We start from the raw sequence: 15395 nt of genomic DNA on the forward strand, positions 1-15395 counted from the left end.
GCGGCTGAAGCCGCCCCTACGGTGCGTCTTTCGCGCGCAGTAGGATCGCCCCGCGCAGTTTCATTGCACTGCACCCAGCGAGATCCTGAAAACACAAACGCCCGCCGAATGGCGGGCGTTTGCATTGCGGCAGGCGGCAGCGCGCGAAGCGCTGCCGCAACCACAGGCGGCCTTACTTGGCCGCTGCCTGCAGCGCTTCGGTGGTGATGCGGATCTTCACTTCGTCGCTGACGTTCGGCACGTAGGCGCCCAGGCCGAAGTCGCTGCGCTTGACCGTGGTGGTGGCGTCGAAGCCCAGCGCCGGCACCTTCTTCATCGGGTGCGGACCGGCACCGTTGAGGGTCACCGCCAGCACCACCGGCTTGGTCGTGCCCTTGATGGTCAGGTCGCCGGCGACGGTCAGCTTGTTGCCGCCGGCCGAGGTCACCTTGGTGCTCTTGAAGGTGGCGGTCGGGAACTTGGCGGCGTCGAAGAAGTCGGCGCTCTTCAGGTGCTCGTCGAACTTGGCGGTGAAGCTGTTGAGGCCGGACAGCGGCAGGGTCACGTTGACGCTGGACTTGCTCACGTCCTGGGCGTTGTAGACCAGGGTGCCGTCGACGTCGCCGAAGTGCGCGGACGGGTTGGAGAAGCCGAAGTGGCTCCACTGCACCAGCACGTCGGTGTGGGCCGGATCGAGCGTGTAGGTCCCGGAGACGCCCTTGGCGGCGGCAGCGGCGGCGGCCGGGGCGGCGAAGGCGCTGGTGGCCGGCTGGGCGACGACGACGGCCAGGGCCATGGCGAGCGGGAGCAGCAGTTTGCGGGTCTTGGTCATGGTGGAACTCCTTGGAGGGGTGATGGGACGAAACTGCGGCAGGCGCGGGCCTGCGGTGGGACACGAAAGCGGAACCCGCGCGCTCACTCGATGCGCGCGGCCTCGTCGAAACTCAGCCGCGGCAGGCGCGGGAACAGGCCGCTGGGGTCGCCGTAGCCGAGGTTGACCAGGAAGTTGGATTTGATCGCAGTGCCTGCGAAGAACGCGGCATCGACCTTGGCGTTGTCGAAGCCGGACATGGGACCGGCATCCAGGCCCAGCGCACGCGCGGCCAGGATCAGGTAGGCGCCCTGCAGCGAGCCGTTGCGGAACGCGCCTTCGCTGCGGCCTTCGCGCGGGCCGTCGAACCAGCTCTTGGCATCGGTGTGCGGGAACAGATACGGCAGCTTCTCGTGGAAGTCCTCGTCGTGGGCCACGATCACCGTGACCGGCGCGGCCAGGGTCTTGGCCAGGTTGCCCTCGGACAGCGCCGGCTTGAGCTTTTCCTTGGCCTGCGGCGAGGTGACGAAGACGAAGCGTGCCGGGCTGCCGTTGGCCGCGGTCGGGCCCCACTTCACCAGGTCGTAGAGGGCACGCAGGGTGTCTTCGGCGACCGGCTTGTCCAGGAACGCGTTCTGGGTGCGCGCGGTGCGGAACAACTGGTCGAGGGCGGCGTCGTGCAAGGCGTCGGACATGGAGGAAGTTCCTTGATCGAGGGAAGCGCCAGGAGGCCGGTGGGGCCGTCCCGATGCGAGGCGGCCAGTGTAGAGTGGCACGATTGTCGCAACACCCGGCCGCGATGCAACGGATTACTACCAAACGTGAAACGATCGGACGCGACCTGGGCGATTAGCGATGGCCGCGCCGGCAACGCCCGCCAGGCCGAGGCACTGGCCGCCGCGTTGGCGCTTCCGGCCGCGGTACCGATCCAGGCGCAGGTGTTGCATCCGCACATGCCGTGGCGCTGGTTGGCGCCGCGCTGGCTGCCCGGCGCGCGGCATGCGTACGGCACGACGTTCGCCGCAGCATTGCGGCAGCCGCCTCCGCTGGCAGTGGGCTGCGGCCGTCAGGCGGCGCTGGCGACGCGGTTGCTGCGCGCACGCGGCAGCCGGGTGGTGCAAATCCTGGATCCGCGGCTGGATCCGCAGCACTGGGACATCGTGGTGGTGCCGGAACACGATCGCCTGCGCGGCCCCAATGTGCTGACCCTGCTCGGCAGCCTGCATCCGATCGACGATGCCTGGCTGGCGGCAGGACGCGCCGCGTTTCCTGCGCTGGGCGCGCTGCCCTCGCCGCGTGTCGGACTGTTGGTGGGCGGCCCCTCCGGGCTGGCGCCGTGGAGCGCAGCACAGGCACAGGCCGCCTTCGCCGACATCGCCGCACAGTTGCGCGCGCACGGCGGCAGCCTCCTCGCCAGCGCATCGCGGCGCACGCCGCCTGCGGTGGCCGCGGCCTTGCGCCGCACGTTTGCCGACGTGCCGGGCATGGTGTGGTGCGGCGCGGACGACGGCGCCAATCCCTATGCCGGCCTGCTCGGCTGGGCCGAACGCCTCGTGTGCACGCCAGACTCGGTGAACCTGCTGTCGGAAGCCTGCGCCACGCGCGTGCCGGTGCAGGTGCTGATGCCGGAGACGGCGCGTGGCCGCGCCCTGGATTTCCATCGCGCCTTGCAGGCGCGCGGGCGGCTGCTCCCGGCAGAGAATGCCGGTGACGCACCCGCCACCGACATTGAACCGCTACGCGAAACCGCGCGGGTGGCCGCACTGATCCGCGACCGCTTGGCGCTGGCCTGATCGGCCGCCGTGCCGGCGTCGCTGCCACGACACCGACACGGCAACCGGGCCCAACGCGTCACATCACGCTATGTCAGGGGTTGCTCGGCGAACGCGGCACGCCGGCCGGCGCCGCATCCAGCGCGCCGATCAGCAGCCGCACCACCGGCGTGCCCACGCCGACCGTGTAGTTGTACTTGCCCTTGATCGGCTGGTTGTTGTCGACCACGCCGTTGTAGCCGGGGATGCCGCGATGCAGCGCCTCCGGCCCATTGGCGGCCAGGCGGTACAGGTAATCGTTGAGATTGCCCTGGCGGCCCTGCTTCTCCACCAGCAGCGCGACCGCGCTGGCGAATTCCGGCGCGGCGACGCTGGTGCCGATCACCGCCGAGATGCCGCCCTTGAAGTAGGTGGCCACCGAGCTGTCGCCCTCACGGCACGGCTGCGTCGCAATCCCCGGGCAGCCGCCGACCAGCATGCCGATGTCCGGCAGCGCGCGCATGGACGTGCGCGTCCCGCCGAGTGCACGCAACTGGTAGGCCGGACGCTGGAACAGGGTGCTGACGCCGCCACCGGCGCCCCAGTAGCCGCCGGCCAGGTTCGCGCCGACGCCGTAGTAGTCGGCAGTCTCCAGCGGATCGCCGTAGGCGCTTTCGCTCTTGTAGCCGGATTCCAGGCTGCCCTTCTTGTACGCAGTGAGCAGGTTGCCGCCGCCGACCGCGGTCACGTGCGGGCTGGCTGCGGGGTGTTCGACGCCGGCGACGAAGTGGCCGTCCTTGTGGTCGACCGCGTACTGCGTATCCGCGCAGTCCAGGCCGGCGTTGTCGCCGCTGGAGGCGACGAAGGTGATGCCCTGCGCGTTGCCCTGCTTGAACACCGCATCGTAGGGGCGCAGCAGCGAGGTGAAATCCTTGCCGCCGTTGTAGGCCGCGGTGTAGTACAGCTCGCAGACGCCGAACGAGGAACTGACCACGTCGGCCTGGTTGTCCTGCACGATCTGCCGGTAGCCGGCCAGCACCGAGGCGTCGCTCAGGTCCGGGATCACGTACAGCAGCACGTGCGCACCCGGCGCGCCGCCGAGCGCCATCTGCACGTCGAGCGCGGCCTCGCCGCCTGCGGCGTCGTTGCCGTCCTGCAGGCCGGGCTTGGCGCCGGCCACGTAGTGGCGCGCGTACAGGGTGGGATCGGCGTGGTTGGCGGCGTAGCGGCTGAAGTTTTCGTGGTCGAACATCGCCTTGATGTCCGAATCCAGCACGTCGCTGCTGATCAGGATGGCGATGGTGCTGCCGGTGCCGTCGAGCCGGCGCTGCTGCCCGGCCGCGCCGGTGGTGGCCTGGTAGGACGGGTAGCCGTAGGCCTGCTTGAGATCGTTGTACCAGTAGGTGGTACCGCCGGCACCGTAGCGGTTGGCGGGATTCTTGGTGGGCGCGCGCTGCCAGTTGACGTGCATCGGCGGCGCACCACGGGTCAGGCCGGTCACGGTCGCACCGCTGTCGCGCAGCACGGCGGGCAACTGCAAGGGCGCGGCGGCGGCGAGGTGGGCCTGGCTGCCCTGCTGGACCTCGGCGGTCAGCGGCACCGCGAACAAGCGCTCGACGTTGTTCGCGCTCGCACTGACATGCAGGGTGTTGCCCTGCTCGGTGACGTTCATGTGCGCGGCCTGCAGCGCGGCACGCACCTGCGCGACCTGTGCCGGCGCCGGTGCGAAGCGGCGCTGGAATTCGGCCGGCGTCAGCCAATGGTGATACTGCGGGGAGACCGGATCCTGGATATCGGCCAGCAACGCGTCCAGGCCGGCCTGATCGCGCAAGGGCAGGTGCACGTCGAAGGTGACCGGCGCGCTGCGCAGGGTGGCGGTCATCGCCGCGATGGAGGCGTCGGGCACGGCATTGGCGGTGCCGAGCGCGCACAGCAGGGAAGCGGACAACACGGCAGCCAGCAAGGGCCGACGGCGGATGCGATCAAGCATGGGCGTCTCTCCGGGGGTAGAGCGGGTGGGACGAGGCCGTGGCGGCCTCGCGGTGGGAAATCGACTGCCCCTCTTCCCTCGGGAGAAAGGTTGGAGTGAGGGTGTGAAGCGCGAAGTGCGCGCGTGGTGCGTTGCTGCGAGGCTGCGCCCGTACCCTCATCCGCCCCTGCGGGGCACCTTCTCCCGAGGGGAGAAGGGAGCAGCCTGAGCCCCTCTCCCACCGGGAGAGGGGTTGGGGTGAGGGTACGGCGCGCGCAGACCTGTCGAGGCGAGGACCCAACAGCGCATGCGAACGACGCTCCGAGCGACGCGAGGGCACTGTGCTTCCTGCTCATGTCTGCACGCATCGGCACGTCGTCGGGCTTGGGCGAGGCGTGATCATTGAGGAGGAGCGCACTACAAAACTTTGACGGACGACGCCGTTTTCGACTTTGGAAACAGCATGTTTCGCCGGGTCTCCGACACACACGCCTACATGTGTTCACCACTCGTCATGCATGGCAATTGGCGACACTCTGTATCGCATTGATGTCGACACGCGCGCGCCACGCCGCTTCTTCCGCGATGTCGCACGATGGCGCGCCTGCAGTCATCGCGCGCCCGGCGGCGGCGACACGAACGCCATGCCGCAGGACCGCTGCATGACAACCGCAACGCCGATGACGCCAACCTGCAACGTCGCTGTCGCATCGTGTGCGCACTTCCTTTACGAATCCCCCTTGCGCATGCCTCTCCATTCCCTGCTGAGCACGGCGATCCTCGCCGCCCTGTTGTCGCCCTTCGCCGCCACCGCTGCGGAGCCCGCCGCCGATGGTGCCGCGGCCGACGTGCAGCAACTCGATGCGGTGTCGGTGATCGGCCAGGGCGAGACCCGCCAGGTGCAGCGCATCACCACGCAGGACGTGGCGGTGCTACCGCCGGGCACCAGCATCCAGAAGCTGCTCAACCGCATTCCCGGCGTCAACGTGCAGTCCAACGACGCCTTCGGCGCCAACGAGGAATCGCAGACCATCAGTCTGCGCGGCTTCAACGGCGTGCGCCTGGGCTACACCCTCGACGGCCTGCCGCTGGGCGACAACGCCTACGGCAACTACAACGGCCTGAACATCAGCCGCGCGCTGATCGCCGAGAACTTCGGCGGCGTGGAACTGGCCTCGGGCATCGGCAGCCTGGGCACGGCCTCCACCAGCAATCTCGGCGGTACGGTGCAGTACTACTCCGACGATCCGTCCACCGAGGTGGGCGTGCGCCTGGCGCAGACCGTGGGCTCGGACAGCAACCGCCGCACCTACCTGCGCCTGGATACCGGCGAGCACAACGGCTTCTCCGCCTACCTGTCCGGCATCTATGCCGACGCCGACATGTGGGCCCCCCCGGGTTCGCCGACCCACACCGCGCAGTTCAACGGCAAGGGCGTGTACCAGTTCGAGGGCGGCAAGATCACCGCGTTCGTCGACACCTCGCGCACCTCGCAGGCCGACTACGCCTACCTGTCCAAGAGCGGTCTGCACCGTGGCCTCGGCTGGGACTGGAACCTGTATGCGCCGGACTGGCAGCGCGCACTGGCCGCGGCCTATTGCGCGCCGGCCACGCGCAACCCCAGCCGCTGCGGCTACAGCGGCGGCGTGGACAACATCGACGACGCCTACTACCAGAGCCGCGCGCTGCGCAACGACGACCTGTACTACCTGGCCGGCGACTTCCAGCCGTCCGATGCGGTGAGCGTGCACACCCAGGTTTACCATCACGAGAACGAAGGCCAGGGCCACTGGTGGTCGCCGGGCCAGCCGTCCTACCCGGGCACGCCGCAGGCGCTGCCGATCTCGATCCGCAGCACCAACTACACCATCAACCGCACCGGCGGCATCGCCTCGCTGGGCTGGGACATCGGCCCGCACCACCTGGAAGCGGGCGTGTGGTACGAGCGCAACAAGCACCACGTGGAGCGCAACTTCTACTGGATCGACGGCCCGATCGACGACGACATCTTCCTCAGCAACCCGAACCGCCGGCTGTTCTCGCAGGACTACGTCATCACCACCAAGCAGGCCTATGTGCAGGGCACCTTCAAGTTGCTCGACGAGCGCCTAACCCTGGACATCGGCGCCAAGAGCCCGCACACCACGATGACCGCGCGCGAGACCCCGGGGATCGCGGTGGAAGCGCCGGTGGCCAACGGCGAACTGAAGGCCAGCAAGGCGCTGCTGCCGCAGGCCGGCCTGAGCTACCGCCTGGCCGAGGGCCAGGAAGTGTTCGCCTCCTACGCCGAGAACATCGCCGCGTTCCAGGGCGGCGGCGCCGGCGGCCCGCTGCTGGTGACGCAGGCTTCGTTCGACGCCAGCGTCGGCGCGCTGCAGCCGGAGAAGTCCAAGACCTTCGAAGCCGGCTACCGCCTGGTGCGCGACCAGTTCGAGGCCTCGCTGGTCGGCTACGACGTCACCTTCGACAACCGCCTGCTCTCGCTCAACCCGTGCCCGAGCATCCAGCAGGGCACCAGCCCGGCGTGCACCACGCGCTTCTTCAACGTGGGCTCGGTGAGCAGCCGCGGCGGCGAGCTGACCTTCATCTGGAAGCCGACCGCGCACCTGCAGTGGTACAACTCGGCCTCGATCAACCGCTCCACCTACGACGACAACTACGTGCAGAACGGCGTGGTCATCCCCACCGCCGGCAAGTCCACCGTGGACACGCCCAAGCGCATGTTCGCCAGCGAACTCAGCTGGACCTGGAACGGTTGGAACGCCAACCTGCGCGGCAAGTACACCGGCCAGCGCTACTACACCTACACCAACGACCAGGGCTTCGGCGGCTACACCTCCTTCGATGCCGGCGCCGGCTACGATTTCGGGGCGGTGTCGTTCCTGCGGGACCTGAAGCTGTCGTTGAACGTCACCAACCTCACCGACAAGCGCTACGCCTCCAACCTCACCGCCTTCAGCAACAGCGACCCGAACGGCCGCTCGCTGGCCTTCCACGCCAGCGCGCCGCGGCAGGCGTTCCTGACCCTGGACGCGCGCTTCTGAGCGCGTCCATCCTGTCCGTCCGCCCCCGAACCGGAACGCATGCGATGATCCGATCCACCTCCTGGTTGTTGGGATGCGCGATGGCCGTGTTGGCGACCACCGCGGCGGCCGTACCGGCCGCCGCCCCGGGCGAGCACAAGCCGCTGGTGATCGGCCACCGCGGCGCCAGCGCGCTGCGCCCCGAACACACCCTGGCGTCCTACGCCAAGGCCATCGCCGACGGCGCCGACTTCATCGAGCCGGACCTGGTCTCGACCAAGGACGGCGTGCTGGTGGCGCGCCACGAGAACGAGATCGGCGGCACCACCGACGTGGCCGCGCACCCGGAGTTCGCCGCGCGCAAGACCGTCAAGCAGATCGACGGACAGCGCGTGGAAGGCTGGTTCACCGAAGACTTCACCCTGGCCGAGCTGAAGACCCTGCGCGCGCGCGAGCGCCTGCCGCAACTGCGCGGCACCGCCTTCGACGGGCAGTTCCAGGTGCCGACCATGGACGAGATCATCGACTTCACCGCGGCCGAGTCGGCCACGCGCGGGCGTCCGATCGGGCTGATTCCCGAGATCAAGCACGGCACCTACTTCCGCGGGCTCGGCCTGGCGATGGAAGACAAGCTGGTCGCCACCCTCGATGCGCATGCCTACACGCGCAAGGCGCCGGTGGTGATCCAGTCGTTCGAGATCGGCAACCTGGAATACCTGCACGGCAAGTTGGGCAGCACCCATCCGAACGTGCGACTGGTGCAGTTGCTGGGCGATCCCAAGGAACGCCCGGGCGACCAGTTGCGCAATGGCCCGACCTACGCGCAGATGGGCAGTGCACAGGGCCTGCGCGCGATCGCCAAGTACGCGCAGCTGGTCAGCCCCAACCTGCGCGCGATCGTGCCGGTGAGTGCCGACGGCGACCTGGCTCCGCCCACCTCGTTCGTGGCCGATGCGCATGCGGCCGGCCTGCAGGTGATTCCGTACACCTTCCGGCCGGAAAACTATTTCCTGCCCAAGCAGTTGCAGGACGCGCGCGGCCCGGCTGCGGTGAATGCCGCCGGCAGCATGAAGGAAATGCGCGCGCTGATCGACGCCGGCATCGATGGCTTCTTCACCGACGACCCGGCGGTGGGCCGCGCGGCGGTGGATGGAACGGCGCTGCCGCGGTGAAGCCGAGAATGGGGAATGGGGAATGGGGAATCGCAACAGCGGTTCCCAGCGCGGAGTTCCATTTGTAGGAAAGGCTCCAGCCGCGATGGAGCCGGGATTGGGGAATAGTGAATGGGGAATCGCAAAAGCGGTTCCCAGCGCGGGGTTCCATTTGTAGGAGCGTGTCCGCACACCGGCATTGGTCATCGCGCGTCCGGGCCGCGATAATGCGCGCCCGCCGCCCTGCCCCGACCGCCGTGCCGTCCGTTGCCGCTCCCTCGCCCACTTTCGCCGCGCTGACCCCGCGCGCGCTGCTGCTGTCCGTGCTGGCGATGGGCGCGGTGGTGCTGCTGTCGAACGTGCTGGTGCAGTTCCCGATCAACGACTGGTTGACCTGGGGCGCCTTCAGCTATCCGCTGGCGTTCCTGGTCAGCAACCTGATCAACCGCCGCTTCGGCCCGCGCGCGGCGCGGCGGGTGGCCTGGTGCGGGTTCGCACTGGCGGTGCTTCTGTCGATCTGGATCGCCACCCCGCGCATCGCCGCGGCCTCGTGCCTGGCCTTCATCGCCGCGCAACTGCTGGACATCACCGTGTTCGACCGACTGCGCCGCGGGCGCTGGTGGCGCGCGCCGATCGTCGCCACCACCTGCAGCGCGACGCTGGACACCACGATCTTCTGGTCGATCGCCTTCGCCGGCTCGGCGCTGCCGTGGCTGAGCTGGGCCGCCGGCGACCTGGCGGTGAAGCTGGGCATCGGCGTATGCCTGCTGGCGCCGTTCCGCGCGCTGCTGTGGCGGATGGCGCCGACGCGCTGACGGCTGCGCCGCGCTTTGCGCAAGCGCGGCTTCACAAGCGGCCACGGCAGACGTTGAACAGGCCATCGGCGGCGCACGTCCCGTGCGCCGCGCCTGCGACGAGACCACACCCATGCCGCACGACGTCACCCCCGCCCTCGCGCTGAGTGCGCTCAACGCCACCCTGGCGCAACTGCAGCCGGCCGGCACAGCGCTGGCCACGCTGACCAGTCCCGCCGTTTCCAACCCAGCGTGGTCGTGCAATACCTTCGCCCCGCTGATGCTGGAAATGGTGCTGCTGCGCCGCGACCGGCCCTTGCGCACCACGCCGTACCTGGCGGACGCGGCGTTGCCGACCTTCGGCGACGGCGACTTCGTCAACATCGTGCTGCTGGGCGATCCGTCGCAGTTGATCCACAACGTCAACATCCTGGTGGACGGCGAGCGGGTCTACCTGTTCCAGGCCTACCTCGAGCAGGTCGTGGACGTGGTGCGAGTGTTCGAGTCAGTGACCTTCCATGCGCTGTGGCACGACCTGTGCGCCGGTCGCGCCGGCCTGTGGAAGCGCGCCTACCAGGCGCTGTTCGGCGTGGATCCCGACCAGGTGGTGGACACTGATCCCGACGCGGTCTGGTTCCAGTCTCAATACGTCAGCGTGTAGCAATCGCGCCACCGCGGCGCGGAACGGCATGCCGACGCCGATCGCCGCGATCAAGGCGGCGTGTTTGCGGTGGCATCACGACGGCGAGCCCAGGCCCTCCGGCCGATCGCAGCCAGCGCCGACGGCGCGCTTTCCGCCGCGACTCGGCAAGACGCGGCGTTGCCGGAGAAGCATGTCGCCACCGACACCATGCGTGCGCGCATGCGCTGCCAACAAGAATCGCGCTAGCGCGCCGCGTCGCCGTCCGCTCGGCCATCGACGAACACCAGGTCCAGGGCGGCCGCGGCAGCGCGAATCGCCGCACGCGCCGCGGCGATCTCGACCGTGGGCGCGGTCAGGCGCGGACGCCGGTCCAGCGTGCAGGCCAGGCCGGCCTCGACCAGCGTGGCATGCGCGGCATGCAGGCTCGCCGCGATGGGCGGCGGCAACCAGCCGATGTGCGCCAGCGCATCGAGCAGCGCTGGCGTGTCGCGCGGCAACAACAGTGCCGGCTGCTGCGCGGCGCCGAGCAGCACGCCGGCCTGCACCAGGAATTCCAGGTCGACCAGGCCGCCGGCACCCTGCTTGAGGTCGAAGCGCGCGGCATCGCTGCGGTCGAGTTCGGCGCGCATGCGCGCACGCATCTTGCGCACTTCCTCGCGCAGGGACGCGGCCTCGCGCGGGCGCGCCAGGGTCTGCGCGCGCACCTGCTCGAACTGCTGCAGCAGCGGCGCATCGCCGGCCACGCCGCGCGCGCGCACCAAGGCCTGGTGCTCCCAGGTCCAGGCGCGCTCGCGCTGATACTCGCGGTAGCTGGCCAGCGACGACACCAGCGCGCCCTTGCCGCCGTCCGGGCGCAGGCGCACGTCGATGTCGTACAGGCGGCCGCCACCGGTGACCGCGCCGAGCAGGGCGATCACCTTCTGCGCCAGCCGCGCGAACCAGCGCCCGCTCTCCAGCGGCCGCGGCCCGGCCGAGGCCTCCACGCCAGGCGGGTGGTCGTACAGGAACACCAGGTCCAGGTCCGAGCCGATGCCCAGTTCCACACCGCCGAGGCTGCCGTAACCGACGATGGCGAAACTGCCGCCAGGCACCTCGCCGTGCGCGGCGACCAGATCGGCACGCGCCAGGCGCAGCACCGTTACGACCACCGCCTCGGCCAGCTGCGCGAGCTGGCGGGCGCTGTCGAGCGCGGGCTGGCGCCGGTCCAGCGTGGCCAGGGCGATGCGGAAACTCAGCGCCTGGCGCGCTTCGTTGAGGCCGCGCAGGGCCGCTTCCGGATCGTCGCCGGCGGTGGCGACCGCGGCATCGCACAGCCGCTGCATCGCCGCCTGGTCCGGCATCGCGCCGTCCACGCGGCTGTCGAGCAGTTCGTCCAGCAGCAGCGGGTGCGCGGCCAGCCGTTCGGACAGGAAGGCGCTGCGCGCCAGCACGTCGACCAGCCGCGCCAGCGCGCTGGGTTGTTCGTCGAGCAGGGCCAGGTAGCTGGCCCGGCGCAGGATCGCCTGCAGCAGGCCGAGCACGCGGTGCAGGGCGGCATCGGCCTGCGCCGAGCGCGCCGCGGCATGCAGCAGCGCCGGCAGCACCCGGTCCAGGCGCGCACGCGCGGCATCGGAGAGCGTGCGCACGCCCAGCGACTGCACGAAACCGCGCAAGGCCTGGTCGGCGCCGTCAGGGTCTGAGAAACCAGCCTCGCGCAGCACCTGCACCTGGCCAGCGTCGGGCAGGCTGCGCCAGTAGTCGGCCAGCGCATCGGGCGCCAGCGCGCGCTCGCGCGGCGCCAGCAGTTCGGCGAACTCGGCGGCGACGCGATCGCGCTGCACCTGCAGCGCCGCGTGCAGCGCGGCCCAGTCGGCATGGCCGAGGCCGAAGGCGATGCGCGCGCGGTCCAGCGGATCCTCGGGCAGCGCGTGGGTCTGCGCATCGCGCAGCATCTGCAGGCGGTTCTCCACCTGGCGCAGGACGCGATACGCCTGTGCGAGCGCTGCGCCGTCCTCGGCGGCGACCTGGCCGGCGGCGACCAGCGCGTGCAGCGCCGGCAACAGGCGGCGTTCGCGCAGTGCGGGTTCGCGGCCGCCGCGGATCAACTGCAGCGACTGCACCAGGAACTCGATCTCGCGGATGCCGCCGGCGCCGCGCTTGATGTCGTCCAGCCGGTCGTGGCGCGCCACTTCGGCGGTGATCGCCGCCTTCATCTCGCGCAGGCCGTCCAGCGCGGTGTAGTCGAGATAGCGCCGGTACACGAACGGGCGCAGCGCCTGCAGCCATTCCTCGCCGGCGGCGATGTCGCCGGCCACCGCGCGCGCCTTCAGCCAGGCGTAGCGCTCCCAGTCGCGGCCTTCGCGCTGGAAATACTGGTCCATGCCGGCGAACGACAGCGCCACCCGGCCGGCGGTGCCGAATGGGCGCAGACGCAGATCCACGCGGTGCGCGAAGCCGTCCGCGGTGGTCTCGTCGAGCAGCCGCGCCAGGCGCTGGCCGAGCCGCGCGAAGTATTCCTCGGCGGCCAGCGCCCGCGCGCCGTCGGACTCGCCGCCCTGCGGATAGGCGTAGACCAGATCCACGTCGGAGGAGAAATTCAGTTCGCCGCCGCCGAGCTTGCCCAGGCCGAACACCACCAGCCGCTGCACGCTGCCGTCGGCGGCACGCACCACCCCGTGGCGCGCGGCGAACTCGCCCTCCAGCGCCTGCAGCGCCAGCGCCAGGCAGTCCTCGGCCAAGCGCGTGCTGCCGGCCAGGGTCGCATCGACCTCGTCCAGGCCCAGCACGTCGCGCCACACCAGCCGCGCCGAGGCGGCCGCGCGGTAGCGGCGCAACTGCGCCGGCCATGCGGCGGGCTGCGCCGGATCCAGCTGCGGCAGCGGCAACGGCGGCGGATCCGGCTGCGCCAGGTGCGCGAGCAGCGACGGCTGCCGGCACAGCGTGTCGAGCAGGAAGTCGCTGGCCAGCAGCGCGCGCGCCAGCGCGTCCTCGAAACCGGGATGAGACGGCCACGGCTGCGCGGCGACGGCCTGGCGCAAGCGCGCCAGGCTGCGTTCGAGCGTGGGTTGCAGGACGTCGGGAACGGCGAAGGGAGCAGAAACCATCGGCCGATGATGGCATCCCGCGGCGACCGCGGACAGGACCGCGGCGTGGATGCAATCAAACGCGCGCCGTCGGACACGGCGAGCGCAAGGAAAGCGTCGTGATTGCAGCATCGGCCCCAGCCAGGGCGGAGCTGTCTGCGCTGCATACGAGGAACTTCATTCCGACGTGTCCGACGCTTGCTGGATCTCCCACCACCGCGCGTCGCGGCTGAAGCCGCTCCCACAGGTGAAGCACCCACATTCTCGGCAACCCCACGGTGCAGCAATGCACTGTGGGAGGGACTTCAGTCCCGACCCGACGGCCCATCCGGCGCCGAAAGGCCGTTCCACCGTCGCACGTTACGACGGAGGCCATTCCCGCACAGCTCCAAAATCCACGCAGAACGCAGCTTTTCAGCACTTTTCGCAACGTTTCGCAGACCTTGTCGCCAGCCCCGTCACGACGATGGTGTATCATGGCCGTCTCGACGGAGCCCCTGTGCGCCCTGCGCCGCCCGCTCCGTTCTTCGATCCTGCAGCGCCGTGGTGTTGACGCGGCCGTCCGGGATCGCCCCCGCAGACCAGTGCGGCGCCCGTAGCGCCCTGTCGTTCCGTCTTGCTTGCCTGACGCGTGCGGGCCGGGGGTCATCACCTCACCGTTCCAGGACAGGAGAAGACATGTCGGAGTTCCACGCCCATTTCGGATGGTTCAAGCGCCGCCGCCAACTGCAGGTGGAAGAAGTCACCGTCGTCGACAAACCCATGCTCAAGCGGGCCGTCGGCGCGGCGGCGCTGGGCAACGCGATGGAGTGGTTCGACTTCGGCGTGTACGGCTACCTGGCCGTGACCCTGGGCCACGTGTTCTTCCCCAGCACCAACCCCACCGCGCAGCTGATCGCCACGTTCGCGACCTTCACCGTGGCGTTCCTGGTGCGCCCGCTGGGCGGGCTGGTGTTCGGCCCGCTGGGCGACCGCTACGGCCGGCAGAAGGTGCTGGCCGCGACCATGATCCTGATGGCGCTGGGCACGTTCTCGATCGGCCTCATCCCCTCCTACGAGCGCATCGGCATCTGGGCGCCGATCCTGTTGCTGGTGGCGCGGCTGGTGCAGGGATTTTCCACCGGCGGCGAATACGGCGGCGCGGCGACCTTCATCGCCGAGTACTCCACCGACCGCAACCGCGGCTTCATGAGCAGCTGGCTGGAGTTCGGCACGTTGGGCGGCTACATCGCCGGCGCCGCCACGGTGACCGCGCTGCACTTCACGCTGAGCGATGCGCAGCTGCACGACTGGGGCTGGCGCGTGCCGTTCCTGATCGCCGGCCCGCTGGGCCTGCTCGGCCTGTACATGCGCATGAAACTGGAGGAAACCCCGGCGTTCCAGGCCTATGCCGAAGAGGCGGAAAAGCGCGAGCACGATGCGCCGGGCCTGGGCGCGCTGTTCCGCGTCCACTGGCCGCAGTTGCTCAAGTGCGTGGGCCTGGTGCTGGTGTTCAACGTCACCGACTACATGCTGCTGACCTACATGCCCAGCTACCTCAGCGTCACCATGGGCTATGCCGAGAGCAAGGGCCTGCTGCTGATCATCATCGTGATGCTGGTGATGATGCCGCTCAACGTGCTTGGCGGGTTGTTCAGCGATCGCCTGGGCCGCAAGCCGATGGTGATCGGCGCCTGCATCGCGCTGCTGGTGCTGGCGGTGCCGTGCCTGCGGCTGGTCGGCACCGGCAACGACTGGCTGATCTTCCTCGGCCTGATGCTGCTGGGCGTGGCTCTGGTGTGCTTCACCAGCTCGATGCCGTCGACCTTGCCGGCGCTGTTCTACACCCCGGTGCGCTACAGCGCGCTGTCGATCGCCTTCAACGTGTCGGTGTCGCTGTTCGGCGGCACCACGCCGCTGGTCACCGCGTGGCTGGTCGAGCGCACCGGCGATCCGCTGGTGCCGGCGTACTACCTGATGGGGGCGGCGGTGGTCGGCATCGCGACCATGGCCTTCGTGCGCGAAACCGCCGGCCTGCCGCTGCGCGGTTCGCCGCCGGCGGTGGCCAGCGAAGCCGAAGCGCATGCGCTGCTGCGCAGCGACGAGCCGCTGACCGTGGATCCGACCCGGCCGGAACTGCCACCGTCGCCGGAACCGCCGTCGCAGGCCATGCCGACCTGACGCACACGCAACCGGCGCCGCGCACCCCGCATCGACGACGGTTCGCGGCAGT

The 15395-nt window shown here is 69.8% G+C and carries 10 protein-coding genes; 6 read left to right on the top strand and 4 right to left on the bottom strand.

From position 1 onward, the window contains the following. Window positions 1–172: 172 nt before the first annotated feature. On the bottom strand, window positions 173–811 hold the full coding sequence (locus SLW55_RS04920; RefSeq protein ID WP_017910034.1) for a YceI family protein: 639 nt from the start codon (window positions 809–811) through the stop codon (window positions 173–175). Window positions 812–894: 83 nt separating this feature from the next. After that, window positions 895–1485, bottom strand: coding sequence for a malonic semialdehyde reductase (locus SLW55_RS04925; RefSeq protein ID WP_017915369.1), 591 nt, complete (start codon window positions 1483–1485; stop codon window positions 895–897). A 126-nt stretch (window positions 1486–1611) separates the two neighbouring features. Between SLW55_RS04925 and SLW55_RS04930 the strand changes: the two genes are divergently transcribed. Next, the gene (locus SLW55_RS04930; RefSeq protein WP_295910084.1) at window positions 1612–2583 is read left to right on the top strand and encodes a mitochondrial fission ELM1 family protein; all 972 of its coding nucleotides are present in this window, start codon (window positions 1612–1614) and stop codon (window positions 2581–2583) included. A gap of 73 nt (window positions 2584–2656) precedes the next feature. On the opposite strand, the gene SLW55_RS04935 is transcribed toward SLW55_RS04930, so the two are convergent. Beyond that, window positions 2657–4531, bottom strand: coding sequence for a S53 family peptidase (locus tag SLW55_RS04935; protein WP_320744753.1), 1875 nt, complete (start codon window positions 4529–4531; stop codon window positions 2657–2659). A 725-nt stretch (window positions 4532–5256) separates the two neighbouring features. On the opposite strand from SLW55_RS04935, the gene SLW55_RS04940 reads away from it, so the two are divergent. From SLW55_RS04940 to SLW55_RS04955, 4 genes are all read left to right on the top strand, one after another. Then, entirely contained in the window at window positions 5257–7554 is a 2298-nt protein-coding gene (locus SLW55_RS04940) for a TonB-dependent receptor (RefSeq protein ID WP_320744755.1), read from the top strand. A gap of 80 nt (window positions 7555–7634) precedes the next feature. Then, window positions 7635–8705, top strand: coding sequence for a glycerophosphodiester phosphodiesterase (locus tag SLW55_RS04945; protein WP_320744882.1), 1071 nt, complete (start codon window positions 7635–7637; stop codon window positions 8703–8705). Between the two features lie 206 nt (window positions 8706–8911). Beyond that, window positions 8912–9499, top strand: a complete 588-nt coding sequence (locus tag SLW55_RS04950) for a queuosine precursor transporter (protein ID WP_320744756.1) — start codon at window positions 8912–8914, stop codon at window positions 9497–9499. Between the two features lie 112 nt (window positions 9500–9611). Further along, on the top strand, window positions 9612–10139 hold the full coding sequence (locus tag SLW55_RS04955) for a hypothetical protein (protein ID WP_295912806.1): 528 nt from the start codon (window positions 9612–9614) through the stop codon (window positions 10137–10139). A gap of 224 nt (window positions 10140–10363) precedes the next feature. Here the strand turns inward: SLW55_RS04955 and glnE are convergent, their stop codons facing one another. Continuing rightward, complete coding sequence (gene glnE, locus SLW55_RS04960; RefSeq protein WP_320744757.1) at window positions 10364–13204, bottom strand: bifunctional [glutamate--ammonia ligase]-adenylyl-L-tyrosine phosphorylase/[glutamate--ammonia-ligase] adenylyltransferase; 2841 nt, start codon at window positions 13202–13204, stop codon at window positions 10364–10366. 657 nt (window positions 13205–13861) lie between these two features. On the opposite strand from glnE, the gene proP reads away from it, so the two are divergent. After that, window positions 13862–15343, top strand: a complete 1482-nt coding sequence (gene proP, locus SLW55_RS04965) for a glycine betaine/L-proline transporter ProP (protein ID WP_267102865.1) — start codon at window positions 13862–13864, stop codon at window positions 15341–15343. Window positions 15344–15395: the final 52 nt, after the last annotated feature.

Origin of the sequence: Xanthomonas sp. LF06-19, from assembly GCF_034105425.1 — a bacterium.
Taxonomy (GTDB): Bacteria; Pseudomonadota; Gammaproteobacteria; order Xanthomonadales; family Xanthomonadaceae; genus Xanthomonas_A; species Xanthomonas_A sontii.

Coding starts and splice junctions, on each gene's coding strand:
- SLW55_RS04920 (WP_017910034.1), bottom strand. CDS start 811: ATGACCAAGACCCGCAAACTGCTGCTCCCGCTCGCCATGGCCCTGGCC.
- SLW55_RS04925 (WP_017915369.1), bottom strand. CDS start 1,485: ATGTCCGACGCCTTGCACGACGCCGCCCTCGACCAGTTGTTCCGCACC.
- SLW55_RS04935 (WP_320744753.1), bottom strand. CDS start 4,531: ATGCTTGATCGCATCCGCCGTCGGCCCTTGCTGGCTGCCGTGTTGTCC.
- SLW55_RS04940 (WP_320744755.1), top strand. CDS start 5,257: ATGCCTCTCCATTCCCTGCTGAGCACGGCGATCCTCGCCGCCCTGTTG.
- SLW55_RS04945 (WP_320744882.1), top strand. CDS start 7,635: ATGGCCGTGTTGGCGACCACCGCGGCGGCCGTACCGGCCGCCGCCCCG.
- SLW55_RS04950 (WP_320744756.1), top strand. CDS start 8,912: ATGCGCGCCCGCCGCCCTGCCCCGACCGCCGTGCCGTCCGTTGCCGCT.
- SLW55_RS04955 (WP_295912806.1), top strand. CDS start 9,612: ATGCCGCACGACGTCACCCCCGCCCTCGCGCTGAGTGCGCTCAACGCC.
- glnE (WP_320744757.1), bottom strand. CDS start 13,204: ATGGTTTCTGCTCCCTTCGCCGTTCCCGACGTCCTGCAACCCACGCTC.
- proP (WP_267102865.1), top strand. CDS start 13,862: ATGTCGGAGTTCCACGCCCATTTCGGATGGTTCAAGCGCCGCCGCCAA.